The organism is Pseudomonas sp. NPDC089428, from assembly GCF_044749325.1.
GTDB lineage: Bacteria > Pseudomonadota > Gammaproteobacteria > Pseudomonadales > Pseudomonadaceae > Aquipseudomonas.
The window spans coordinates 34589-58396 of sequence record NZ_JBIVHT010000009.1 but is presented as its reverse complement, the minus strand read 5'-3'; the positions used below and the strand labels follow the sequence as shown (position 1 = coordinate 58396).

The 23808-nt window shown below is 60.8% G+C and carries 20 protein-coding genes, 3 pseudogenes and 1 riboswitch; of the genes and pseudogenes, 14 read left to right on the top strand and 9 right to left on the bottom strand.

Annotation, left to right across the window (positions count from 1 at the left end; translation table 11 throughout):
* The first annotated feature begins 64 nt into the window (after window positions 1–64).
* Window positions 65–571, top strand: coding sequence for a GNAT family N-acetyltransferase (locus ACIPZ5_RS17945; RefSeq protein WP_261939975.1), 507 nt, complete (start codon window positions 65–67; stop codon window positions 569–571).
* A 4-nt stretch (window positions 572–575) separates the two neighbouring features.
* Here ACIPZ5_RS17945 and ACIPZ5_RS17940 read toward each other — a convergent pair whose 3' ends face one another.
* Window positions 576–2141 (bottom strand): diguanylate cyclase, encoded by a 1566-nt coding sequence (locus ACIPZ5_RS17940; protein ID WP_400809908.1) that lies wholly within the window; start codon window positions 2139–2141, stop codon window positions 576–578.
* A gap of 160 nt (window positions 2142–2301) precedes the next feature.
* Between ACIPZ5_RS17940 and ACIPZ5_RS17935 the strand changes: the two genes are divergently transcribed.
* Window positions 2302–2802, top strand: a complete 501-nt coding sequence (locus ACIPZ5_RS17935; RefSeq protein WP_400809906.1) for a DUF4142 domain-containing protein — start codon at window positions 2302–2304, stop codon at window positions 2800–2802.
* Window positions 2803–2826: 24 nt separating this feature from the next.
* Window positions 2827–3078: a hypothetical protein gene (locus ACIPZ5_RS17930; RefSeq protein WP_261939978.1), complete on the top strand. Its 252-nt coding sequence runs from the start codon at window positions 2827–2829 to the stop codon at window positions 3076–3078.
* Between the two features lie 46 nt (window positions 3079–3124).
* Here the strand turns inward: ACIPZ5_RS17930 and ACIPZ5_RS17925 are convergent, their stop codons facing one another.
* The 3 genes and pseudogenes from ACIPZ5_RS17925 to ACIPZ5_RS17915 all read right to left on the bottom strand — a co-directional run.
* A complete protein-coding gene (locus ACIPZ5_RS17925; RefSeq protein ID WP_261939979.1) occupies window positions 3125–3295 on the bottom strand; it encodes a DUF6021 family protein in 171 nt (56 codons plus the stop codon).
* Between the two features lie 56 nt (window positions 3296–3351).
* Window positions 3352–4335: a DNA-binding protein gene (locus ACIPZ5_RS17920; RefSeq protein ID WP_400809904.1), complete on the bottom strand. Its 984-nt coding sequence runs from the start codon at window positions 4333–4335 to the stop codon at window positions 3352–3354.
* A 314-nt stretch (window positions 4336–4649) separates the two neighbouring features.
* Window positions 4650–5147 (bottom strand): annotated as a pseudogene (locus ACIPZ5_RS17915) (type VI secretion IcmF C-terminal domain-containing protein); the annotation flags it as partial.
* Window positions 5148–5226: 79 nt separating this feature from the next.
* Here ACIPZ5_RS17915 and ACIPZ5_RS17910 point away from each other — a divergent pair.
* From ACIPZ5_RS17910 to ACIPZ5_RS17890, 5 genes and pseudogenes are all read left to right on the top strand, one after another.
* Window positions 5227–5583 (top strand): DUF4150 domain-containing protein, encoded by a 357-nt coding sequence (locus ACIPZ5_RS17910; RefSeq protein WP_400809903.1) that lies wholly within the window; start codon window positions 5227–5229, stop codon window positions 5581–5583.
* 4 nt (window positions 5584–5587) lie between these two features.
* A complete protein-coding gene (locus ACIPZ5_RS17905; protein ID WP_400809902.1) occupies window positions 5588–6838 on the top strand; it encodes a hypothetical protein in 1251 nt (416 codons plus the stop codon).
* A gap of 11 nt (window positions 6839–6849) precedes the next feature.
* Window positions 6850–7344 (top strand): hypothetical protein, encoded by a 495-nt coding sequence (locus tag ACIPZ5_RS17900; protein ID WP_400809900.1) that lies wholly within the window; start codon window positions 6850–6852, stop codon window positions 7342–7344.
* Window positions 7345–7398: 54 nt separating this feature from the next.
* Complete coding sequence (locus ACIPZ5_RS17895; RefSeq protein ID WP_400809898.1) at window positions 7399–8400, top strand: hypothetical protein; 1002 nt, start codon at window positions 7399–7401, stop codon at window positions 8398–8400.
* Window positions 8401–8820: 420 nt separating this feature from the next.
* Window positions 8821–9414: pseudogene (locus ACIPZ5_RS17890) on the top strand (type VI secretion system Vgr family protein); the annotation flags it as partial.
* Between the two features lie 106 nt (window positions 9415–9520).
* Here ACIPZ5_RS17890 and tenA read toward each other — a convergent pair.
* Window positions 9521–10186: a thiaminase II gene (gene tenA, locus ACIPZ5_RS17885; protein ID WP_400809896.1), complete on the bottom strand. Its 666-nt coding sequence runs from the start codon at window positions 10184–10186 to the stop codon at window positions 9521–9523.
* Window positions 10183–10830 (bottom strand): TenA family protein, encoded by a 648-nt coding sequence (locus ACIPZ5_RS17880; RefSeq protein WP_400809895.1) that lies wholly within the window; start codon window positions 10828–10830, stop codon window positions 10183–10185. The genes tenA and ACIPZ5_RS17880 overlap by 4 nt, the downstream gene beginning before the upstream one ends.
* A gap of 79 nt (window positions 10831–10909) precedes the next feature.
* Window positions 10910–11024, bottom strand: a riboswitch (TPP riboswitch).
* Between the two features lie 251 nt (window positions 11025–11275).
* Between ACIPZ5_RS17880 and ACIPZ5_RS17875 the strand changes: the two genes are divergently transcribed.
* The 4 genes from ACIPZ5_RS17875 (at window position 11276) to ACIPZ5_RS17860 (ending at window position 19562) form a co-directional block, all read left to right on the top strand.
* Window positions 11276–14668, top strand: a complete 3393-nt coding sequence (locus ACIPZ5_RS17875; RefSeq protein WP_400809894.1) for an Ig-like domain-containing protein — start codon at window positions 11276–11278, stop codon at window positions 14666–14668.
* 132 nt (window positions 14669–14800) lie between these two features.
* Window positions 14801–15787: an SCO family protein gene (locus tag ACIPZ5_RS17870; protein WP_400809893.1), complete on the top strand. Its 987-nt coding sequence runs from the start codon at window positions 14801–14803 to the stop codon at window positions 15785–15787.
* Window positions 15788–15867: 80 nt separating this feature from the next.
* Window positions 15868–18195, top strand: coding sequence for a putative bifunctional diguanylate cyclase/phosphodiesterase (locus tag ACIPZ5_RS17865; RefSeq protein ID WP_400809892.1), 2328 nt, complete (start codon window positions 15868–15870; stop codon window positions 18193–18195).
* A gap of 401 nt (window positions 18196–18596) precedes the next feature.
* A complete protein-coding gene (locus ACIPZ5_RS17860; protein ID WP_400809890.1) occupies window positions 18597–19562 on the top strand; it encodes a site-specific integrase in 966 nt (321 codons plus the stop codon).
* A 142-nt stretch (window positions 19563–19704) separates the two neighbouring features.
* On the opposite strand, the gene ACIPZ5_RS17855 is transcribed toward ACIPZ5_RS17860, so the two are convergent.
* Window positions 19705–20847 (bottom strand): glycerate kinase, encoded by a 1143-nt coding sequence (locus ACIPZ5_RS17855; protein WP_400809889.1) that lies wholly within the window; start codon window positions 20845–20847, stop codon window positions 19705–19707.
* 112 nt (window positions 20848–20959) lie between these two features.
* The gene (locus ACIPZ5_RS17850) at window positions 20960–22057 is read right to left on the bottom strand and encodes a sugar diacid recognition domain-containing protein (RefSeq protein WP_400809887.1); all 1098 of its coding nucleotides are present in this window, start codon (window positions 22055–22057) and stop codon (window positions 20960–20962) included.
* 163 nt (window positions 22058–22220) lie between these two features.
* On the opposite strand from ACIPZ5_RS17850, the pseudogene ACIPZ5_RS17845 reads away from it, so the two are divergent.
* Window positions 22221–22553, top strand: a pseudogene (locus tag ACIPZ5_RS17845) (MFS transporter); the annotation flags it as partial.
* A 175-nt stretch (window positions 22554–22728) separates the two neighbouring features.
* Entirely contained in the window at window positions 22729–23388 is a 660-nt protein-coding gene (locus ACIPZ5_RS17840; protein WP_400809886.1) for a hypothetical protein, read from the top strand.
* A 49-nt stretch (window positions 23389–23437) separates the two neighbouring features.
* Here the strand turns inward: ACIPZ5_RS17840 and ACIPZ5_RS17835 are convergent, their stop codons facing one another.
* A complete protein-coding gene (locus ACIPZ5_RS17835) occupies window positions 23438–23761 on the bottom strand; it encodes a hypothetical protein (RefSeq protein ID WP_400809884.1) in 324 nt (107 codons plus the stop codon).
* Between the last annotated feature and the right edge of the window lie 47 nt (window positions 23762–23808).

Genomic DNA, 23808 nt, shown 5'->3' with positions numbered 1-23808 from the left:
ACTCAATCATTGCAAGCCCCGGTCATCTCGCCGCAGACTATTGCCAGTCCATGGAGAACGTTCAATGCACATACGCCCCGCCCTACTCGATGACATCGCCCAGCTGATTGCCATCGAGCAATCGGCCGCCCAAGCGTTCTTGCGGCTGCCTGAGCTGGCCTGGCTGGCACGTGCCGAGGGGCTGGATGAAAAGGCGCACAAGGCCTTCATTGCCGACGCTGGCAGCTGGTTGGCCGAGGATGATCAGGGGCAGGCTCTGGGCTTTGTGTGCCTGCGCCTGGAAGGCCAAGCGCTGCACATTCACGAGCTTTCGGTACGCTTGCCGTCACAGGGGCAAGGAATCGGCAGGCAGCTGCTGGACCAGGCGTGTGCCGTGGCGCGGCATCGGGGTGCCCAGGAGGTCACCTTGACCACCTTTGCGCAAGTGGCCTGGAATGGCCCCTTCTATGCCAGGCACGGTTTCGAGGTGCTCGATGAACAGCAACTCGGGGCCAGGTTGCAGGGCATTCTGGCGACTGAGCGTGCCCATGGCTTGTCTGGGCGCTGCGCAATGCGCTTGCCACTGGCCTGAGCGGTCACTCGGTACGTTCCACTCTGGCGGCTGCCACAGAGTAACCATCACGCCCTTGCCGCTTGGCCTGGTACAACGCAGCGTCGGCCGCCGCCATCAGGCTTTCCGGCGTGCTGGCATCACGCGCCGGATGGCCAACGGCGATTCCTGCACTGGCCGACACACGCCCTAACGGGCTGCCGGCATGCAGGATTGCCTGCCGACGCAGCACTTGCATGATTTCCTCGACAACCAGCGCGGCGCCAGGCTCATCGGTGTCGGGCAGCAGCAAGGTGAACTCCTCGCCGCCATAACGCACGGCCAGGTCTGCTGGCCGCTTCAGCGCCGTTTTCAACAACTCGGCAAAGTGCTGCAGGCACTGATCCCCTGCGGGATGCCCGTAGCGATCGTTGTACAGCTTGAAGTAATCCAGGTCGAGCATCACCAGCGCTACCGGGTAGGCCTGGCGCCGGGCCCGCTTGAACTCGGCCTCGAACACCGCATCCAGGCGCCGGCGATTGCCGAGCCCGGTCAAGCTGTCGGTCAGCGCCAGCGCCTTGAGGGTCTGGTGTGCCTGGTGCAGCGCCCGCTCGATGGCGATACGCTCGCGTAACTGGCGCAGCACCACCCACCCGAATGCCGCCAGGCCGACCAGCAGCAGCAGCAGTACCGCGACCGACTTGATCACATCGTGCCGCCATGGCGCGATGATCGACTCCCGTGACAAGCCCGCCTCTACCACCAGGGGGTAGCTCGACAATGCCCGGTAGGCGTACAGGCGCGGGGTGCCGTCAACCACCGCCACCGCTTCGACCAGCCCCTCGTTGGCATAGGGCAGGTGATTGCGGAACACCTCACTGTTGGCAAGGCTGCGCCCCACCACCTGCTCCACGAACGGCCGTCGGACCAGGATGGTGCCATCGCGCTTGGCCAGTACCAATGCACCGCGTTCATCGATCTTGAAATCGCCGTAATAGCGCACGAACCAGTCTACCTTGATGGTACCGAGCAACACCCCGGCGAAGCTGCCATCGCGGTTATCGAGCCGGCGCGAGATGGGAATGATCAGGTCACCGGTGGTACGGCTGCGCACAACCGAGCCGATGTGCACGCTGCGATCGGCATGGTTACGGTGATAGATGAAATAGTCGCGATCCGAATTGTTCGCATTGGGTGGTATAGCGTCGCGATCGGTCACGATCCAGCTGCCGTCCGGCGCGTACACGAACAAACCATGCAGCTGCGGCATGATCGCCATCTGCTGGGCCAGCAACGCATGCAAGCGTGGGCGGTCAAGGTGGTCGAGGCCATCACCCTCCAGGCGCTCGGCCAGTGCGGCGGTGATCGCATCCACCTGACGTATCGCATCTTCGGCATGCTGGCTGGTGGCCCTGGCCAGGTTGGTGACCGTGTTTTCCGCTGCGCTGAAAGCGAGCCGGTAGTCACGCCAGGTACGCCAGCCTTCGACCAGCACGAAGACCAGCATTGCCACAGCCATGAACGACAACACCAGGCGAAACAGCGCCACGGCACGTCCGTCGCTGCTCACTGAGAACAGCCCTTCCTCGTCCTGCTTTCTGGCCGCACCCATGGAAGTCCTTGCCCTTAAGCGTATGCCACCTATGACTATAGTTCAGCGCCCAGGTGCCTCGCGGTGGTCGCCCGCTGTCGAGAAAAACGAAACCTTTGCCGCCCGGGCCGGCTCAACCGTACGCGACACTGAGGTCGCGCCAACGGTTAAGGAGTCAGGCATGAGCAATCTGTTCATCAAACGCGCCGGTTTGTCGCTGGTACTGGGCATGGCATCGCTGCAGGCACTGGCCGCCACATCCGATGATTTCGTCGAAGCTGCCACTGAGGCAGGGATCGCCGAGACGGTCACCGGCAAGCTGGCCATGGAAAAGAGCCAGAACACCGAGATCAAGACCTTCGCCCAGCAGATGGTCACCGACCACACCAAGGCCAACCAGAAGCTCGGCGACATCGCCCGCAAACTCGATATCAGCGTGCCGGACGAAGCAGCGCTGACCGATAAAGTGAAGAAGATGATCCTTGAATGGCGCGACGAGTCGTTCGACAAATCGTATGTCAACAACCAGGTCGACGCCCACGAAAAAGCCGTGGAGTTGTTCAAGAAAGAAGCGACGTCCTCGGACAAACCTGAACTGAAAGCCTTCGCCAGCGAAACACTGCCGACCCTGGAGCACCACCTGGAGCAGGCCAAGGCACTCCAGGCCACCCACGGCAAATGAGCGAACCCCGACAAGAGGCCACACATGACTAACGATGCATTGCGCAGCGAAATCCTGACCCGCCTGCTGCACGCCCACCCGCACGGGTTGGGCAAGGAACTGCTGGACAATTATCGCGGTGAGAAAGCCGTGGCCGGCATGCTCCAGACCCTGCAGGAGCATGGCCTGATCCAGGATGGCGCTGTGGCGGTCGATGAAGACCACCAGATCAGCGTGAGTTACCCGATCAAACTGTCATCGGCGGGAGTCGAGGCAGCCAAGCAGCTGGAGGGCTGAGGCGCACCACCCCATCGCCGTTCCACCGGCGATGGGGCTACCCGCGTCAGTGCTTTGTGTTGGCTTTTTCATCGTCCCTCGGCGGCTTCGCCGGCCCCTGCGGGTCGACTTGCGGATCGTCAAGGTCCGGTGAGTCAGGGTCGAAACCGAGGTCATTCTTGCGGTTTGCCTGTTCTGAAGAATGTGGCCCCTGTCGATGTTGCTCTGGCTTTTTCATGTTGCGCGCTCCCTGGGATGTCTACGGAAGAACGCAGACACCGCGGGAAGTTTGATTCAATTGCTTGCCGCCAGCTGTGCCCGACATGCCTGAAGTGCCTCGTCGCGTTTCAGCAGTTCGCTCTGCAGGTGCTGCAACTGCCTGCCCTGCTCGGCACACAGGCCACGTTTGTCTTCCAGGCTTTGCGTTTGCGCCTGCAATTGCCGACGCATCTCATCACTGGCGCCCTGGGCTTGCGCGAGAATCGTGCGCAAACCCTGGATCTGTGCGTCGCGCTGCTCGACCAGCTCGCTCAATGCCTTACATTCGCCGCTGGCCTGACGGTGCTCGCCGAGCATCCGCTCATTGTCACGGTGCAGACGAGTCAACTCGTCCTGCTTGACGATCATGCTCTGTTGCAACTGGCGCAGCTCCACTTGCAGCTGCTGGGTTTGCGCTTCGTGGCGGCGCTGTTCCTGCTCGCGTTGTTCGCGGCTGGCGCTGCGGTAATGCTCAAGCGCTTCACGGGCATGGCGGTGCTTGTCTTCCAACGAGCGGACTTGTTCTTCCTTATCGGCCAGGCGCACCTGCAATTCGCCCAATGATTGATTGAGGCTGGCACTGCGCAACTGCTCGGCCTGAAGCGAGTTCTGCGCGGTCACCAGGCGTTCCGACTCGGCAGCCAGTGCAGCGGCCTGAATTTGCTGTTGCTGGTGCGCGGCCGCCAGTGCCTGCTGCGCCACCTGCAACTGCGCCGCTAGCTGCTCACGCTGCTCGTTGAACGCGGCTTCGGCTTGCTCGACGCGGGCATCCCCCTCCTCCTGCACCTGAGCGGCCAATTGCGATACCAGTCGGGTCAGCGAATCGCTGAGCGCGGCCTGGCCTTGCAGCGCCACAGGTTTGGCCCCTTCAAGCTCTTTCAGGTAACGGTGAATGGTGGTCTTTGAACCGGTGTTGCCCAACTCGATACGTACTGCATCGATGCTGGGGTACTCGCCCCGGGCGATCAGCACCTGCCGCGCCTGCTGCACTACCGCCTTGTTGATACCGCCCCGGGCCATGTTTGCTCCTACGATTTCGTAACATGATACGTACTATGTAATTACGCAGGGATTTTGTTCCTTGCCAGGTAAAATTTCAAGTGATATCTAAGGCTTAATAATCACGGCTTATCGCATGTGAAGGATGAAAAGCCGTGCTTTAAGCTCACCGATGGTACGCGCAGCCTGCCTGCGGTTAGGCGGGCAGGCGTGCGTAGCTGTGCGCTTGGTGAAGGGTGGGCAGCCTATCTTTCACAGTGCGGACCTCTGCCCGAAACAGGCCGCCTTGCGCAGCGCGGGCGGAGCTCGATCTCATAGGCGCTGGCATTGCGACATCAACCTGGGTCCTGCAACAGATCACGCGGCAGCTTGAAGCCTTTGAAGGGTTGCTGAGTTATGGGGTTGAACGCTTTTTCGGCATTCAGCCGGTAGCGCATCAAGCCATCGCCAGTCGCAAAACTCAGGTCGACGCTGGTCGGCGTGCGGCCATTCAGCGCGCCGCGGCTGAGCAGGCGGAACATCGACCACGGGCCGCGGTACTCCAGGCTGCTGCTGTTGCCATTGCGCCTGAGCAAGGTCAGGTTGCTGCGAACCTGCGGCCCCAAGGTATTGGGCCAGACGATGCCGGTGATCTGGCTCGGACCATGGGTGTAGGAAATCAACTGGCCATCCAGGTTCAGGACACTGGTGCGTTGATTGGCACTGAGCCCTAATGGCTCGATGCTGAACTGCACGCTCAGGTTGCCACGCTGATCGAAGAAGGTTTCACGGATGTGATCTGCCAGTGCCAGCTGTTCGAGCACGTCGCTACGGATCAATGACTGCCCCTGCTGCTCGAAGCGCGTTTCGAAACCAATCCCGACGCTCCCATCATTCGGCGCGCTCCACACCGCAGCAGGGAGCACGTCTGATATGGCCGATAACGTAATGGCTCGACAACAGACGAAATGGACGGTCATCAGCATCGCGCCAGACGTATGCAAAACACCGATGGGCAGCAGCGTTCCACCGGTGCCCTATCCCGTCACAGCCGAGCTGGATACCAGCACCGGTGTAGCAAAGAGCGTTCGCGCCAATGGGCATCCGGTAGTCGTATACAAGCGCAGTTTCACACCCAAGACCATCGGTGACGCCGCCGGCCAAGCCAAAGGCGTCAAGAGCGGTACCGTCGAAGGCAAATGCCACCCGTTGGAGCACAGCAGTTCCGTGCGAGCGGAGGGGCGTCATCTTGTTCGCCACGGCGACCTGTTCTGGATGAATGGGAGCTGATGCCGTGAGTGAACAGCCCATTCAACTGGACACACTTGTCGTTCGGGTTCGCGAAATACCACTGCGTAAGATTAGAGGCGGACCGGACAGGATGTTCGTGCAAACCGATGGCACCGGCAAAGTCTTGGTCGACTTTGCTGACGGTGTGAACGTTTGGGGCAAAGCCCTTGAGCTTAACGAAGCCGAGTACGAAGCCGTACGCCAGGAAGCCTTCCGTATGGAGCTGGCAGACCTGGATAACATTCCGACCTACACTGAGCTCTATCCTTCGTCGCGCAGCGGTGGCGCTGCTACCACGCCCAATGGCAATACGCTGGGTCGGGTGAGCGGTGAAACACCTGCTTCTGGTAAAGCCGCCAATGACGCCAACACGGAGGTTGCAAGCGAAACACCGGCGGAAGGCGTTACGGGTGATGAGATACTCGATGGTGTTCAGCTGGGACTGGATATCGTTGGCCTGATTCCGGTGGTGGGCGAAATCGCCGACATCGCTAACGCGGGTATCAGCCTTGCTCGGGGGGATTATGCGGGCGCGGCGCTGTCTTTGGTTTCGGCTATGCCCTTTGCTGGGTATGTGGGGACTGCAGGTAAGGTCGGGCGGCATGCAGCGAAGGCAACAGCGGAAGTCTCAGATAAAGCCACCAAGGAAGTCGTAGAGAAGAGAGCTAGAAAAGAAGTCTCGGAAAAAGCTGAGCGAAAGTCCCAGGCTGAGGTAGCCGGCGGAGGTAAGAAAGAAAGAGCCCCTGGAGGTCAAAGCAAGGCTAAAAAGCCCCTAGATTGCGGTCAGAAGGGAACCTATGGGCAACTGAGTAGCTTTGATGCTGCTGGTGTCAGAATGGAGCGAGACCACATTCCTCCGAAGGCAGCTTTAGTTGCCCGTGCGTTGGAGCTAGCCAAAAAATCTCGCCAACGTCTGACCAAAAGTCAGATTGATGCATTAAAAGGAAAAATTGAACACCACGCACAAGCAGTCAGCGTACCAGTAGAGATCCACCGTGAAGGCATAACGAACAGCAATCCTGAAAATAAAAAATACTCTGGGGATTTACAACGCATTGCGAATGACGAGAGCAGAAACCATCGAGAAAACATGAGACGAAGCGATAAAAATCATCGCTGCCTTGGCGCCCTCCAAAAAGCAACTGGTGAAATAGGCAAAATCACGAACAAGCAGTATGATGATTTTCTTGAAAAACTAATCAAAGACTCAGCGAGAGGCTCAAGAACAACCAACCCATGGAAAGGCATACTTTAGGAGCAAAAAAAATGAACCATCCCACATTTGAAGAATTTGCTTGCGCAATAAATAAAAATTCGGAATCCGCCGAGCTCAACCTTGTATTTTCAAAGATCGGCATTACAGTCCAAAACCTTCACGATTACAAACTTGATGTCCCAGGACAGCGTTTATGGTCAGACGATGCTGCGGGTCTTCAACTAGAATTCAAGGACGTCGGAATACTGAGTGAAATCCCCTATCATGATATTGATGAAGGTCCTTGGGTGCTAACCGATGTTATCTTTTGGGGTTGGCAAAGAGAGACAAACTCCTACTACGCAGGCCCCCTACCATACGAACTAAACTTCCAATTAAATCGTGATTCAATCAGAGCCAAGCTGCTCAAGAAGCTGGGGAAACCTAGCGTATACGGGATCTCAGACAACGTAGATGTATGGGCACTGGAAACAATCGAGATGGCTATCGATTACGATGGAGAAAAGGGAATACGCTGCATTAGCCTTGGGCTTCCCCCAGACTGATTAACCAGCAGCATCTAGCACCTGCCAAATAAGCTTAGGAAACGTTCAAAACAGATGAACATTCAAGACATAACTAGACTTTTTGGAAAAAGCGCCACAGACCCAAGCGTCGAGGCCATGTTTCAGTCGCTGAACATTAAGCGCAGGCCAGAATTAGCGCACCCCATTAAAAGCCCTTATGAAGCAATTTTGCGCGCTAACGCATTAGGCATGCTATTTTCTTTCACTGAGCGCAATTATTGGGAAGGCCTGCTGCCAGCATCGCACGGCAAGAGTGACACACTTATCTTCACCAACGTCGCTGTCACTGCGGGCGTCCCTAATATCATGCGTCGATATACTGGCAGTGAACTGCCATTCGGTCTGCAATGGGACGATGATCGAGCCATGGCCCGCCAAAGGCTGGTAGCGGCGGGTTGGGGAAATCAATTGCATGCATACAAACGAGATGCTTGGTGGCTACCCGATTACCATATCCGTCTGACTTATCAGCCTGGAAATATCTATCAACCTGAGGAGCCTGGTATCTTCGACATCAGCCTGGGTATTCCAATGCCTCCATCCGCTGATTCATTTCCGCCACGCCGCTATCCCACGCCGGAACAGGTATGCAACCTCTTTGGGTCATCTCCCGCTAACCATGCGTTTCAGGATGTGTTCCGTGACTTCGATCCTTTCGCGCTCATGGCGGAGTCAGAATTCGAGGTAGTCGAAAGAAAGCACGAATACGGATTCTCCCTATATTTCGACAAGGTACGACGAGCACCAGATGGGCTCCCTTCATTCGCAGGTATAAACATGTGCCGTGATCGCATGGGAACATGCGCTCCGTGGAGAGGCTCACTCCCATTTGGCCTGAAATTTGATGATACACCGTCTATTCTAGAGGAATGCCTCAACCGAAAAGCAAATCATTGGAATGATAGCAAGACCTTCGGTGTCGCTCGCTGGTTCCTCCCTGAATTACTGGTCTGGATAAACTTTGACAACATAGATAACTTTATTGAGTCGATTCGTCTATTACGCGCAGGCTATAGAGATGACTTGCGCGATTAAGACTCGACAGCCCACGCTCATAACACCCAAAAATGTATTGACGCTCGCGACGGACTCTCCTCTGGTGACTCGCCAAACTGAAGCTCCCGTCAACCAAAGGGAGAGAGATCAATTTCCTGACCAATTGGGCCGGGTAAAGTTTAGTTTCCCCTGGGGCCCAACACCTGGACTCCACAGGCACTACAAGTTTCAAGCTAGTCTGACTGCAAGTAACGCCCTACTCCTTGGACGCAGTTACTACTCATATGGTTTGTTTAAGGAAAAACCATCTCTGCTTATTCTCCTGACAGCCCTCATTTTTCGTCCTGCATGCGGTTCGAAATCGGGCAACTCGAGGATTGCAGCGCTACGCCGTTGTGGTCCGCCATTGCTACCATTCCATGCACGTGAGAAGAGACGGTAATGTATAGCTAATCTGACTTGCGTTACAGCTTCCAGCCCTTAGTTGGAAAAGCCGAATTCGAAGTGGTGTCGTTCGAACTCCGCGAGGGCGTCAGCATGCCCTTCGCGTTGGAGCTGAAATTGATCAGTTTCAAACACGATATCGACTTCGGCCACCTGCTCGACAAGCCCGTGCTCTTCACCATTAGAGATGGCGAACGCCCTGTACGCTACGTGCACGGTCTGGTCAGCCGTTTCAGCCAGGCTGAAAGTGGCTTCCACCGTACCTACTATCACGCGCTGGTCGAGCCACAACTGGCCCGCGCCAATCTTCGCTCGAACTGGCGCATCTTCCAGCACAAGACCGTCCCGCAAATTCTTGAACTGATGCTCCAGCGCCAGGGCATCAACCAATATGAGCTACCCGCCAGCATGGACCATCAGGTCCGCGAGTTCTGCATGCAGGCCGGTGAGACGGACCTGGAATTCATTACTCGCTTGGCAGCTGGGGAAGGCTTCGTCTACCGCTTCGCGCACAGTGAAAAACTGCACAAGCTGATTATCACTGATCGGCTGCAATCATTCGGGCTGATCAGCCAGGGTGCTATCGAGGCCGAGGATGAAGACGAGGGATGAATCGCACCTGGACCAGCCCCGTGACCGGATCGCCGTGCGGTTCATGTGCACGGCGATTCACAAAACCTCCCCCACAACGCGTGATTGAAGACTCAGCCCGGCCTCATGCCACGCCATCCAACCCCATCTGCCAGAAATCAGCCTCCAGCCGCGAAGCCTGGCCAAAGATCTGTGCCAGCTCGACAAACCGCTGCTCGGTCATGCACCGCGCCGCCAGTTCATCCAGGTGCTTGCGCGCCGCCGCGGCCACGCCCTGGTAAGCCTCCCCGGCATACTCGCCAATCCACTCCCGGTACGGGTGATCGCTCAAGTCGCCAATGCGCTGCGCCAGCGTGCGGCCGATCTCGGCGTAGCCAATCACGCACGGTGCCAACGCCACGTGCAGTTCGAGCAGGTCACCGGCTGCGCCGCAGTCGAGCACGTAACGGGTATAAGCCACGGTCGCCTGGTGCTCCGGCGCAGCCTGGATATCGGCCTGGGACAAGCCCCAACGCGCGCACAACCGCAGGTGCAGCTCGGTTTCGTCAAGAATCGCCGCAAGGCCCGCCTGGGCGGCGCGGATATCCGCTGGCAGGCGGCTCTTGTAGGCGGCCAGGGCCCAGGCACGGGCGAACTGGATGAGGAACAGGTAGTCCTGGATCAGGTACGTGCGGAAGGCTTCTTCCGGGAGGGTGCCCTCGCCCATCTGCCGCACGAAGTCGTGGTCGACATAGCTGTTCCACTGCCCGGCAGTCGCAGCCTTCAAACGCTCGAAAATATCCATGCTCACGCCTCCTCGGTGTAAATGGCGTCGAAGAAGGCAAGCTCCAGCTCAACGGTGCGTTTGTAGAAGTCACTGGCCAATGCGGCTTCCTGGGGGCCGACTCGGTCCAGCTCGGACTTCAGGAAAGCGACGAAATCGCAAAATGCCGGGTTGTCGTGCAGAGTGATCCATTCGGCATGGACGAAGTTGGCCGGCAACGGCTTGGGTGCCTTGAGGGCCCAGTCCAGATACAGGCCTTCGGCAACGTTCAGCACTGCCAGCGCGGCGGCGTAGGAACGGGTGGCAGCAGCCTCACGCATGATGGCCTTGAAACCGGCGGTAGGTGCAGTGTCTGCAGGCTCTGTGCGTTGCGCGGGGCTGACGTCCAGCGCCTCGAACGCGCGCAGGAAATAGGTGTTCTCGTCGCTGGAGATCATCCCCGCGAAGCGGCCGAAGCGCAGGCGGGCCTCGAAGGTGTCGGCGGTGGCGATGGCGGCGCCGAGCAAGGTCAGGAAGCTGTCGAGAAAGCGGTGGTCCTGGACCAGGTAGCGGACCATGATCGGGTCGGCCACGCTGCCCGCGCAGAGTTCACTGACGAAACGGTGGCCGACGGCAGCCGACCAGGTCGGTTGGTTCTGGCGTTGCAGGGTTTCGCTGAAGCGTTCGGTCATGGTGCTGTCCCCCTTGGGCATGACAGCGAGACCGTTGCGGCTGGGCATGATGTGGCCTCGCAGTGAGGCCGGCAAAAAGGCAGGTCGGCAGTCCCATCCCTTCGCCGGCATTATCCGGATCAGGTTCGAAGGGTCACCGCGCTGCAGCTGCCAGCGGTTTCTCAGCCCGTTGCCGGGCTCCCCTTGGTGGGCAACAGGTATACAGCGCCGATCACCAATTGTCACCACTCCCATCACCGGAGTTGGGCCCAGCCCTGCCCAGTTTTGGGGGCCTACACCCGGTCTTTGACACCCCGTTATTTAGCGCGCCTCAGGCGCCACAAGGAATTGTTTAACAAAGCTTTACCAAAAGATGTGTTGGCACAGCCGTTGCTCAGGCCATAAAAACCCGGCAATACGCCATTGATGGCCCATAGCCATTTAGCCGTGAGCGAGGCACCAGGCAATGAAAACCCCTGCCGTGATCCACCCCAACAGCCACGCCTTCAAATTGTCCGCCGTGACCGCGCTGATGTTCAGCCTTGGGCTGATCTCGGCCATGGCCAGCACAATGGATGATGTCAGCCAGCCACCGCCGACAGACCCGTCGCATTACGATGACCAGCCGGCCGACCCGGCCCCGGCATTGCTCAACCTCTTCAACCTGCCCGAAGCCAATCAAGGTTCGCTGGAACTGCAAAACGGGGTATATGGCGATCGTGCCTCCAACCGCGTCGACAACGTACTGCCGCCTGCCCTGCAGACGTCACGCAATTACCCTACCAATGGCAAGCCGAGCCCGCTGTTCGGGGCGCAGCCGTTCACCCAGCAACTGCTGCTGTTCGAGGAATTCGGCCCGGAGAAACTCGACCCTAACCTGCCGCCACCGTCCCTGACCTTCCCGGTTCCCACGCTGGGCGCCGCCCCTGCGCAGGACCCTGACGTGGTGGCCCGCAGCAGCCCCAACGGCAACGCCCTGGAAGCCTTCCTCAAGCAGCCGGGCCTGTACCCGTTCCCCACCCAGTACGCCAACACCCTCGACCGCAACCCGTGGAAGGCGCAGATCGAGATGTTCCTCAACCGCAACTCGGTCGGCTCGCCGGCGGAAGGCCGGCCACCAGGAAAAGGCTGGTCGCACCAGCGCTGGAACGAGTTCTACCCCCAGGCAGCGTTCAAGACCGCACAGGCGGGTGCGCGCATCAACCAGGGGCTGCGTGACCGCAAGCAGTTGCACAACTATGCCGTTGGCGAGTTCGCGCCGGGCGGGCTGTATTACCAGACCTCGGACATCCCGACCACCCTCGGCACCACCAAGGGTATCGACCCCCGCTTCCACCCGAACTTCCCGCAGCAGAACCACAAATCGCTGTGGACCTTCGACGGCACCTTCCCGCCGAAGCTGCTGATGGTTCGCTATGGCCAGCCGGTGCTGATGCGCCACTACAACGCGCTGCCGATCGACCCGGCAGCCAACGCAGGCTTTGGCTTGCACACCATTTCCACCCACGAGCACAACGGCCACTCGCCAGCCGAGAGCGATGGCTTTGCCAACGCCTACTTCTTCCCTGGCCAGTACTATGACTACCGCTGGCCGATCCAGCTGGCCGGCTACGACACCATCAACACCCGTGCCGAAGACCCGCGCGCCGCGTTCCCCTGCTCGCCGGGTGAAACGCTGTTCGTCAACGACGCCAACCCCGGGCTGAAGACCTGCCAGAACGGCAGCATCAAGATTCGTGGCGACTGGCACGAAACCATGAGTACCCACTGGTTCCACGACCACATGATGGATTTCACGGCGCAGAACGTCTACAAAGGCAACGCCGTGATGATGAACTACTACAGCGCCATCGACCGCGGCAACGAAGCGCTGCAGGACGGCGTCAACCTGCGCTTCCCCAGCGGCTCGGCCATGCCGTGGGGCAACCGCGACTATGACGTCAACCTGGTGATCGCCGACAAGGCCTGGGATCAGAACGGCCAGCTGTGGTTCAACCCGTTCAACACCGACGGCTTCCTCGGCGACCAGGTGCTGGTCAACTGGCAGTACCAGCCCAAACTCAAGGTGCGCGCCCGCAGCTACCGCTTCCGTATCCTCAACGGCTCGGTGTCGCGCTATTTCAAGTTTGCCGTGGTGCGTGAAATCGCCGGCAACAGTGGCGAGTTCAAGGGGCCGTCCGGCTCCAACGTGTCGTACGCCCGGGTGCCATTCCACATGATCGCCAACGACGGCAACATCATGGAACACGCTGTGCCGTTCGACGGCACCATGGACCTCAATGGCGACGGCAAGACCGACGACAACAACGGCATCCTGCCGCTGCAAGGCATCGCCGAGCGTTACGACATCATCATCAACTTCGCCAAGAACGGGATCAAGGTTGGCGACAAGCTGTACATCGTCAACATCATGGAGCACGAAACCGGCAAGGGCCCGAAACAGGCCATTTCACTGGCCGACGTACTGTCCGAGAAGTACAAGGCGGTGATCAAGCAGACCAATAATGGACCCGAGTGGGACAGAGGCGACCCAGTAGTCGGCAAGGTCATGCAGTTGGTCGTGCAACCCTACAGCGGCACCGACGTCAGCATGGACCCAAGCGCCTATGAACCGGCCAAGCCGGGCAAGGCCGAAGGCCTGAAGATGATCCCGCTGACCATCGACCGCACGGCCGTCGCCGACCAGGCCAAGATCAAGGCCGCGCGCCACCGCGAGTTCACCTTCGGTCGCTCCGACGGTACCGACACCACCCCCTGGACCATCAAGACCGACGGTGGCTTTGGCTACAGCATGGACCCACGGCGCATCTCCGCCGCACCGCAATTGGCCAGCGAAGCGACCCAGGCCGGCTTCAGCGGCGACGGCACCCTGGAAGTGTGGAAGATCAAGAACGGCGGCAGCGGCTGGAGCCACCCGGTGCATGTGCACTTCGAGGAAGGCGTGATCCTCAGCCGTGACGGCAAGGCGCCACCGGAATGGGAAAAATGGGCACGTAAAGACGTCTACCGCATCGGCCCGGACGCCGACTCCTCGAGCGAAGTGGAAATGGCCATTCACTTCCGTGAGTTCGCCGGTACCTACATGGAGCACTGCCACAACACCCAGCACGAAGACAACTCGATGCTGCTGCGCTGGGACATCGAGCACCCTGGGCAATTCCAGGTGATGCCGACGCCGCTGCCAGGCTGGGATGGCGTGCAGTACATGGCTTCGGTGGGCCTGCCGACCTTCCGCACCGCCAGCAACAACAACACCGACACGGCCAACAAACCCCCGGTGGCAGTCAACGACAACGCCGCGACCACGGCCGGCAAGCCGATCGTGATCAACGTGCTGGCCAACGACACCGACCCCGAAGGCAACCTGCCACTGACTGTCAAGGACCTCAACCAGCCTGATTCCGGCAAGGGTACGGTCAGCACCGACGGCACCAGCGTCACCTACACGCCGCCGGCCACGGTCGACACCCCGTTCACCGCCAGCTTCGCCTACACCGCGCGCGACGCCAAGGGTGCCGATTCGCTGACCCAGGCGACGGTCAATGTTGCGGTGGGCCCTGCTGTGGTGGCGGACAAGATCGAGGTCAGCAGCGCCGTGGTGCAGGTGCGCAGCAACAACCGCTACACCTGGGACATCTCCGGCACCACCTCGGTGGCCAGCGGCAACAGCATCACGGTAACCGCAGCCACCACCAGTGGGCCGCTGAACCTGGGCACGGCAACGCTGACGACGGCATCCACCGGGGCGCGCTGGCGGTTGTCGGCGACCACCACCGGCAGCGGCCCGGCGACGCCGGCGACGATCACCGTGAAGTCAGCACTGGGCCAGAGCGTAACGGCGCCCATCAGCATCAAGTGACAGCGGGGCCGCTACGCGGCCCATCGCCGGCAAGCCGGTTCCCCGAGCACAGTGATGTGAAATGCCTGTGGGAGCCCGGCTTGGCGACGATAAGGCGGTCAACCACCACACAAGAAAACAGAGGATCGCATCATGGCCATGTCATGGCGTGTTCTGCTTGCCCTCACCCTGTTCGCCGCCGGTACCCACTACTGGCCAATCAAACCAGCCCAATCCGCCCCCTCGGCCGTGGCGGCTACACCGTGGGGCGCCAGCTACTTCCCCAATACCCCGCTGGTGACCCAGGACGGCAAGAAGGTGCGTTTCTTCGACGACCTGATAAAGGACAAGGTGGTGGCAATCAACTTCATCTTCACCGGCTGCACCGACTCCTGCCCGGTGGAAACCGCGCGCCTGCGCCAAGTGCAGAAAATCCTCGGTGACCGGGTAGGCAAGGACATCTTCCTCTACTCCATCAGCATCGACCCCTACAACGACACCCCGGCCACCCTCAAGCGCTACGCCGAAAAGTTCGGCATCGGCCCCGGCTGGACCCTGCTCACCGGCGAACCCGACGATATCGAACAACTGCGCCGGCGCCTGGGCCTGTATATCGAAGGCCTGGAAAACGGCCGCTCCAAGGACCACAACCTGAGCCTGATCATCGGTAACCAGGCCACGGGCCGCTGGATGAAGGCCTCGCCCTTCGAAAGCCCGTACATCCTCGCCGACCGCCTGGGCAACAGCCTGCACAACTGGAAACAGGCCAGCGCCATGACCAACGACTACGCCAATGCCCCGCAAATCCGCCCGCCCAGCAGCGGCGAACAGATCTTCCGCACCCGCTGCTCTTCCTGCCACACCGTGGGTAACACCGAACCCGGCCAACCCGGTATCGGCCCCGACCTGCTCGGTGTCACCCAGCAACGCGACCCCAGCTGGCTGATACGCTGGCTGAAGGAACCGGACCAGATGCTGGCCGAGAAGGAACCGCTGGCCACCCTGCTCTACGAACAGTACAACCGCCTGGCCATGCCCAACATGCGCCTGGGCGATACCGAGATCACCGCGCTGATCACCTACCTGCAGGAAGAGACCACGCGCATACAGGCGCCCTTGGCTGATCGGGGGAAACCATAAAGGCATTTAGCCATTGGTCATGAGGCTGTCATCTTTCTGTCGTATTTTTCGACCATCACCCAGGGTCGGGAATACCAGCAGTGATCCGCCGCTCTCTCTCCTCCGCAAGCCTCCTGCGCTTGTTGATCCTGATGCTCTGCGCAGCCACCCTGACCTTCCTCTGGGGGCTGCACTTCAGCCAAAAGTCCGCCGCGCGCCAGGCTGCACTGGCAGCCAAGGCGGCCGAGCATCTGAACCTGGCCAGTATCGTTGCCGAGAACCTGCGCCAGCTGGTCGACCGCGCCCAGGCCGTGGGCCGGGTAACCCAGGACGACATGAAGACGCTGCGCCAGGGCAACCTGAGCCTGGCCAGGCTGCTGGCCGAGGACCCGGTGTTCAAACGCATGAGCCTTTACGACCGCCAGGGTCGGCTGCTTTCCGCCAGCCACAGCGATGAAGCCGCGGCACTGCCGAGCGACTGGCTGAAGCAATTGCAGGTGCATGTCGCCCACTACGGTTTCAAACCCTTCCTGGCGCAGATCCCCCCAGACACCTCAACGCCAACCCTGCCCAACTGGCGCCTGCCATTTCTGCTGCCGTTGACCGACCTGCCGGGCCGGCAGATCGACAACATGCTCGTGGTGCAGCTCGACATCGGCTACCTGGCGGTGCTGTTCCAGCACATCGACCTGGGTGACAGCGGCGTGATGCGCCTGGTCCAGGACGATGGCCAGGAGCGCCTGCGCATCGATACCCGCGGCGTGGTGGCGACAGGCGAGCGCTTCGAACCGGACCTGGCAGATGCCGACGATGCGGCCGGGCAATTGACCCAGTACGCTGCCGGCGTGCCTTACCAGAGCCTGTACCGGCGGGTGCCCGAGCGTGGCTTCAGCGTGGTGGTCAGCCAGCGCTATGACGAGATTCTCGCCCCTTCCGCGCTGGCCTATTCGCGCCAGTTCTGGCTGAACCTGAGCATGACCCTGATGATCCTCGCCAGCCTGGCCTGGACCTTGCGCCTGCTACGCAAGCGCCAAGAAGCGTTCAGCGCTCTGGAGCAAGCGCAACAGGTCAACCAGCAATTGATCGGCCGCCTGGAAGACGAACACCGGCGCAGCAGCCACGCCGCGGCTACCGACCACCTCAGCGGCCTGCACAACCGCCGCCAGTTCGTCGCAGTCGCCGGGCAGGCGCTGACCCGGCAGCGCGGCAAGCGCCGCTTGATGGCAATCCTGTTCATCGACATGGACCGTTTCAAATCGATCAACGACTCGCTCGGGCACAAGATCGGCGACCTGCTGCTGCAGGCAGTGGCCGGGCGCATCCAGCGCCTGCTCGAACCTGGCGACGAGGCTTCGCGCTTTGGCGGCGACGAGTTCGTCGTGCTGCTGGCGGGCGAGCGCAGCGAACAACAGATCAACAGCTGGGTGCGTATGCTGGTACAGAAACTGTCAGCCACCTATGCCCTCGACGGCCAGGAGGTCAACACCAGCCCCAGTGTCGGGGTCAGCATCTGCCCGCGCGATGGCCAGGACATCGACAGCCTGATCCGCTGCGCCGATGCCGCCATGTACTCGGCAAAGCAGGCCGGTCGGGCCCAGTACCGTTTCTTCGACCCTTCGCTCAACCTTTCTGATATCCAGGCCTTCACCCTCGAACAAGCCTTTGGCACGGCCCTGACCGAGCGCCAGTTCGTGCTGCACTACCAGCCGCAGATCCGCCTGGATAGCCACCGTGTAATGGGCTATGAAGCCTTGGTACGGTGGGCCCACCCTGAATTCGGTCTGCTGTACCCGGACCGTTTCATCGGTCTGGCCGAACGCAGCGGTTTCATCATCGAGCTGGGTTGGGAGGTATTGCGCCTGGCCTGCGAAGAATTGGCCCGCTGGGGCGCTCAGGGCCGTGACGCACGCCTGGCCGTGAACGTTTCGGCCATGCAGTTGCGCCAGGCCGACTTCAGCAGCCGCCTGCTGGCCAAACTGCAGCGGTACGGCATCAACCCGCAGCGCCTGGAACTGGAGATCACCGAAACCACCATCCTCGACCCGGAAGGCACCGCCGTCGACCACCTGCAGTGCTTGCGTGCAGCTGGCCTGGGCATCAGCCTGGACGACTTCGGCCGCGGCTACGCAGGCTTCGCCCACCTGCAGTCACTGCCGCTGAGCAAGCTGAAGATCGACCGCTCGTTGATCGCACCGCTGTCGAACAGCCATGATGACAGCCCGATTGTCTCTTCGACCATCATCCTGGCCAAGCGCCTGGGCCTGGAAGTGGTGGCCGAAGGCGTCGAGACCCGCGAGCAGGTGGTGTGCCTGAAGCTCGCCGGCTGCGATATCGCCCAGGGCTATCACTTCAGCCGGCCGCTGTCATCGGCGCAGCTGCGTGACTACCCGCCGTTCAACGGTATCGAGGAAAAGCCATGCGTGCTGTGAAGCGCCTGGCCGCACAATTGATGGATGCCTCATTGCCCAACTTATCCCGGGGCATCCTGCCCCGGCCTCTTCGCGGCTGAAGCCGCACACGATTGTCGCCAGCTTCCAGGCGTGCGCCGTACTTGTGGGAGCCGCGCTTGCCGGCGATGGGCCGCGAAGCGGCCCCAACATTCTTGCGTTTGACATGGGTCGATAGCGATCACTTATATACCGGGGCCGCTTCGCGGCCCATCGCCGGCAAGCGCGGCTCCCACATCGTGGACTGCCCCCAAGGGTTGGATTGCTGTGCAACTTCTTGGGGGCAGTCCATCCCTGTTGGAGCGGCTTCAGCCGCGAAGAGGCCGGGACAGGCAAAGCCACTTAGGGGTATGGTGTCGGCATCAGCAACTGGCACCACCACCATGACCGACATCGAGCGCTACGTCCGCGCCGCCACCCGTGACAACACCCGGCGCAGCTACCAGGCCGCGATCGAACACTTCGAGACCCATTGGGGCGGATTCCTGCCGGCCACCGCCGACAGCATCGCCCGTTACCTGGCCGACCACGCCGAACAGCACGCGGTCAGCACCTTGCGCCAGCGCCTGGCAGCACTTAGCCAGTGGCACATCAGCCAGGGCTTCCCCGACCCGACCAAGGCGCCGCTGGTGCGCCAGGTGCTGCGCGGCATCCGCACCCTGCACCCGACGCCTCCCAGGCAGGCCGCACCCTTGTTGCTGCAACACCTGCAAACGGCCGTCGAACATTTCGAAGCAGAAGCCACCCAGGCCCAGCAATGCCATGACCTGCAGAGCCTGCGTCGCGCTCGTCGCGACACCGCCCTGCTGTTGCTGGGCTTCTGGCGCGGCTTTCGCGGTGATGAACTGGCGCGCCTGCGGGTGGAGCACATCCAGGCCGAAGCCGGCGTCGGCATCACCCTGTTCCTGCCGCGCAGCAAGGGCGACCGCGAAGCACTTGGCGTGCAGCACCGCACCCCGGCGCTGAAAACGCTGTGCCCGGTCAATGCCTATCTGCAATGGATCGAGGTGGCGGGCATCGCCCACGGCCCGGTTTTCCGCAAGCTCGACCGTTGGGGCAACCTCAGCGACACGCCGCTCAACAGCAACAGCCTGATCGGCCTGCTGCGGCGCATGCTGGCACGTGCCGGCATACCTGCCGCCCTCTACACCGGTCATTCCCTGCGCCGCGGCTTCGCCACCTGGGCAACGGCCAATGGCTGGGAACTGAAGGCGATGATGAGCTACGTGGGCTGGAAGGACGCCAAGTCAGCACTGCGCTACATCGATGCCACCCAACGCTTTGGCGAACTGGCCGTGCTACCGGGCACTGATGAACGGGTCATGCACGGTACCGTCATCACCACCTGATCGGTCAGGTGGCCATGACGGTCGTGATACAGAAGACAGCTGACATTGAACTGGCAGATCCACTGCAATGCCGACCGGTTGCCCCAGTTCCGCTGGCGTCACGGCGGACAGCAGACGCCTGATGCAGAAGGGTTGCAGCCTCTCAGCGATGCTGCCTGGCGCTGTGCCAGACACGGGCGATATCGCCGGCACGGGCCTGCAAAAGCTGCGCGGCATCCGCGCACGCCTGTTCCAGCGTCATCGGCCCGTTGGCCAGGGCAAAGGCTGCGTCGATACCGTGGGCATACAGCTGTTGGTAGCCTTCGCCCAAGGTCCCGGCCAGTACCACCACCGGCACCCCGTGACGCTTGGCCACCCGGGCGACACCCATGGGGGTCTTGCCGCGCAGGGTCTGGGCGTCGAAGCGCCCTTCACCGGTAATCACCAGGTCGGCGCCTTGCACCAGCGCGTCCAGGCCGGCCAGCTCGGCGACCACCTCCACGCCTGGGCGGAAGCGCGCGCCCATGAAGGCCTTGGCGGCAAAGCCCATGCCCCCCGCAGCACCACAACCCGGGAAGTCGCGCACGTCTTCACCCAGCAATTGCGCACAATGGTCGGCAAAATGGCCAAGGGCATGGTCCAGCGCCTGCACTTGCTCGGGGTTGGCGCCCTTCTGCGGGCCGAAGATCGCCGAGGCGCCATTGGCGCCACACAGCGGGTTGTCGACATCGGCCGCCACTTCGACCTGCACCTCGGCCAGGCGCGGGTCCAGGTCACTGGCGTCGATGCGGGCCAGCCGGGCCAGGGCCAGGCCACCCTCCTCCAGCGCTTGCCCATCGGCGTCCAGCAAGCGCAGGCCCAAGGCGCGCAGCATGCCGCTGCCGCCGTCGTTGGTGGCACTGCCGCCAATGGCCAGGACAATACGCTGCGCCCCAGCCGCCAGCGCAGCAGCAATCAGCTCACCGGTGCCCCAGGTGCTGCTGCGGCAGGCATCGCGCTGGCAGCTGGGTACTAGCTGGATACCGCTGGCCTGGGCCATCTCGATGACCGCGGTGCGGCTCTCTGCCAGCCAGCCCCAACCGGCTTCCACCTGCTGCCCCAGCGGCCCGCGTACGGCCAGCCGGCGCAGTTCGCCATGGCTGGCCGCCACGATCGCTTGCATGGTGCCTTCGCCACCATCGGCCATCGGGCACTCGACCAGTTCGGCAGCGGGCAACGCCTCGCTCAGGCCAAGGGCGATGGCGCGGGCGACACCGGCAGCGTCGAGGCTGTCCTTGAACGAGTCGGGGGCGATGACGATTTTCATGGGGATTCTCCTGTCCTGATGACTGGCATGCTGACAGCTGACTGGCGCGGCGGCCTCGGTCGGATGCACAAAAGGCCAGCGCCGTTGTTTGGGCAAATGCCTTTGCCAGCGTTCAATCGGCCGGCAGCAGTTGCAGCCCCAGGTAAAGGCTCAGCATGCCCTCCAGGCGCAGCGGGTCTACTTCGCCCAGTTCGGCGATGCGCTCCAGGCGGTAGCGCAGGCTGTTGCGGTGGATGCCCAGGGCATCGGCACAGGCCTGGCTCTGGCCATCGTGCGCGCACCAGGCGCGTAGCGTGGCCAGCAGCTGGCCGCTGGCATCCCGGGCGCGAATGCGCTGCAGCGGCTCCAGCAGTTCGTCCAGCGCATCTTCGTTGCGATGGCGCCAGAGCAAGGCCGGCAAGCGGTAGCGGCCAAGGCTCAGCAGTTGTTCTTTCGGCAGTACCTCACGGCCGTAGGCCAGCAAGTCACGCACCCGTCGGTAACCCCGGCGCAATTGCTCCACGCTCTGCGCCGGGTTGCCCAGCGCCAGGCGTTCGACCTCCCAGCCGTGGCGCTGCAGGCGTTCGATCAGGCGGGCTTCATCCAGCACCAGCCCCGCCGGCCGGCACCACAGCAGCGACTCGCGCGATGGGCTCACGCACCAGCTCTCCGGGTAGCGGCTCATCAACCAGGACGACAGCGTTTCGGCAGGCGGCCCGGATTGCAGCTCGAACAGGCATGGCACCCGTGGCAGCTGAGGTTTCAGGCCCAATTGCTGCGCCTCGTCCAACAGCCGTGGCGAATCACCGCTGCCGCCGAGCAACAACGCCAGCAAGTCGTCGCACCGCTGGCGCCGCCACTGCTGCTCGACTTGCAGGTGCCGTTGCGCCAGGAGCATCTCGGCAGTCATGCGCACCAGTTCGCCGTAGGTGCGCAGTTGCTGCGGGTCGCCGGTCAGGCCGAGCACCCCGATCAGGCGCCCATCGAGCATCAACGGCAGGTTGACCCCAGGCTGCACGCCCTTGAGGCACTTGGCCGCGTCGACATCCAGTTCGACCACCCGTCCGTTGGCCAGAACCAGCTGCGCACCCTCATGGCGGGTGTTGATGCGCTCCGGTTCGCCACTGCCGAGGATCAGCCCCTGGCTGTCCATGACGTTGACGTTGCAGGGCAGAATGGCCATTGCCCGATCGACGATATCCTGCGCCAGATCATGGTCCAGTTCGAACATTCAGCGGTCCTTAATCGTGTCAGCTTTTGTACAGCGGCACAGCGCCCTGCACGATACACTGTGCAAAAGCACAAAGACAGGCGCGTCGCACTCCCCGAGACTCGTCAGGGCGAGCGCCGGCACAGGCGACGCGGCGACAACCATAACAACAGAGACCACGATCATGGCACACAGCCCTGCCCCTGACCAAGGCACCGATATCACCCGCAACGCGCTGTACCGGCGCATCACCCTGCGGCTGATTCCGTTCATTTTCATCTGCTACCTGTTCAACTACCTGGACCGCGTCAACGTCGGCTTCGCCAAGCTGCAGATGCTCGATGCACTGAAGTTCAGCGAAACCGTGTATGGCCTCGGCGCCGGCATCTTCTTCATCGGCTACGTGCTCTGCGGCCTGCCGAGCAACCTGGCCCTCAACCGCTTCGGCCCGCGGCGCTGGATTGCGGCGATGATGATCGCCTGGGGCAGCCTGTCGACCTGCTTGCTGTTCGTTACCAGAATACCACCAAGAAAAGGCTCGTAACACTGCGCTTTGGGCATCTGCACGAAAGACTGTCTCCCCCTCTCGCGTCTCCCATCACCTGCGTAAATCATCCCAGCTACACCTGTGCTGCCATGTGAGATACTGATGGCTTTGTGCCTGTCGACACGGACACTGGGCGAAGGATGCAATGAAAGTAGAAGAATTCAGAAAGGCGATGGACGATGACGAAGGCTTCAAGAAGAAAAGGAGAAATTTGCTTTTCCTCTCCTTGGTCCTTCTAGTGATTGAAGTTACCGGGGCTAAAGTCACAGAAGCCAGCGGCCTTATCTTCAAAATTGAGTTTACAAACCATGAGCGTCTGCAATGGTTTCTCATTGCGGGCATTGTCTACGGAATGTTGCGTTATTACGCGTATTCGGAGGTGTACCGCGTACAGCTCTACAAACAATGGGCAAGCAAGCTGATTAACGACTACAAAATTTACTACTACAACTACCATGATGAGGAAGTTGAAGGCTTGCTAGGCAAGGCTGTGCTAGTTTGGGGTGGCGATGAACCGGGACTAGCTGAGCCGGAGTACACAATGGCAGGATTATTCAAGAGAGTAATCGCCTACCCAGCGAAGGATCAGCACCCGGAAATCGGAGAAGTCTACTACACAAAATATGTAGACCTTATGAGTTTTAGCGACAAATGGACGCGTAAAGATTTCCTGCTTTTACTGTGGTTTGAAATGAAGTTTCGAATCGACGCTTGGATTTCACACAGGGAAACACTGGACATAGTTACCCCATACTTGGCAGCCGTTGGTGCCCTGGGTGTGTTCTTCTACAAGAAATTTATCTAAAAGCTGATAAGCCCAGCGTCTAAGCTGGGCTGTTTGGTGTGCTGGCCGTTTAGCCGATTGGGGCGACGATCATCGATGCATCAGACCAAGGCATCGGGTAGCAATTGCCTTCGTATTTAGCCTCACTCACGAACGCATTGGCGAGCGCCCTAGCAGACTCTTCACTGTCACAGATGATGGCGCCGGTAAGGTCGCAGGGAACATGCTCTAGCTGCTGATTTACGTAACGAGCACCGATGAATGCCGGCCAAGTTTCGATGCTCATCACCACCCACTTGCCTTTGTTGTAACCCTGCTCACGCATCAGGTCTACCGAATCTACGTATGCCTTGGCCAGCCTCTCTTGGTTGTTCTGTTGGTCTTGCTTGCTCATTTCTCATCCTCCTTAATGGTACTCTCGTAAAAGTCTAAAGACTTCTC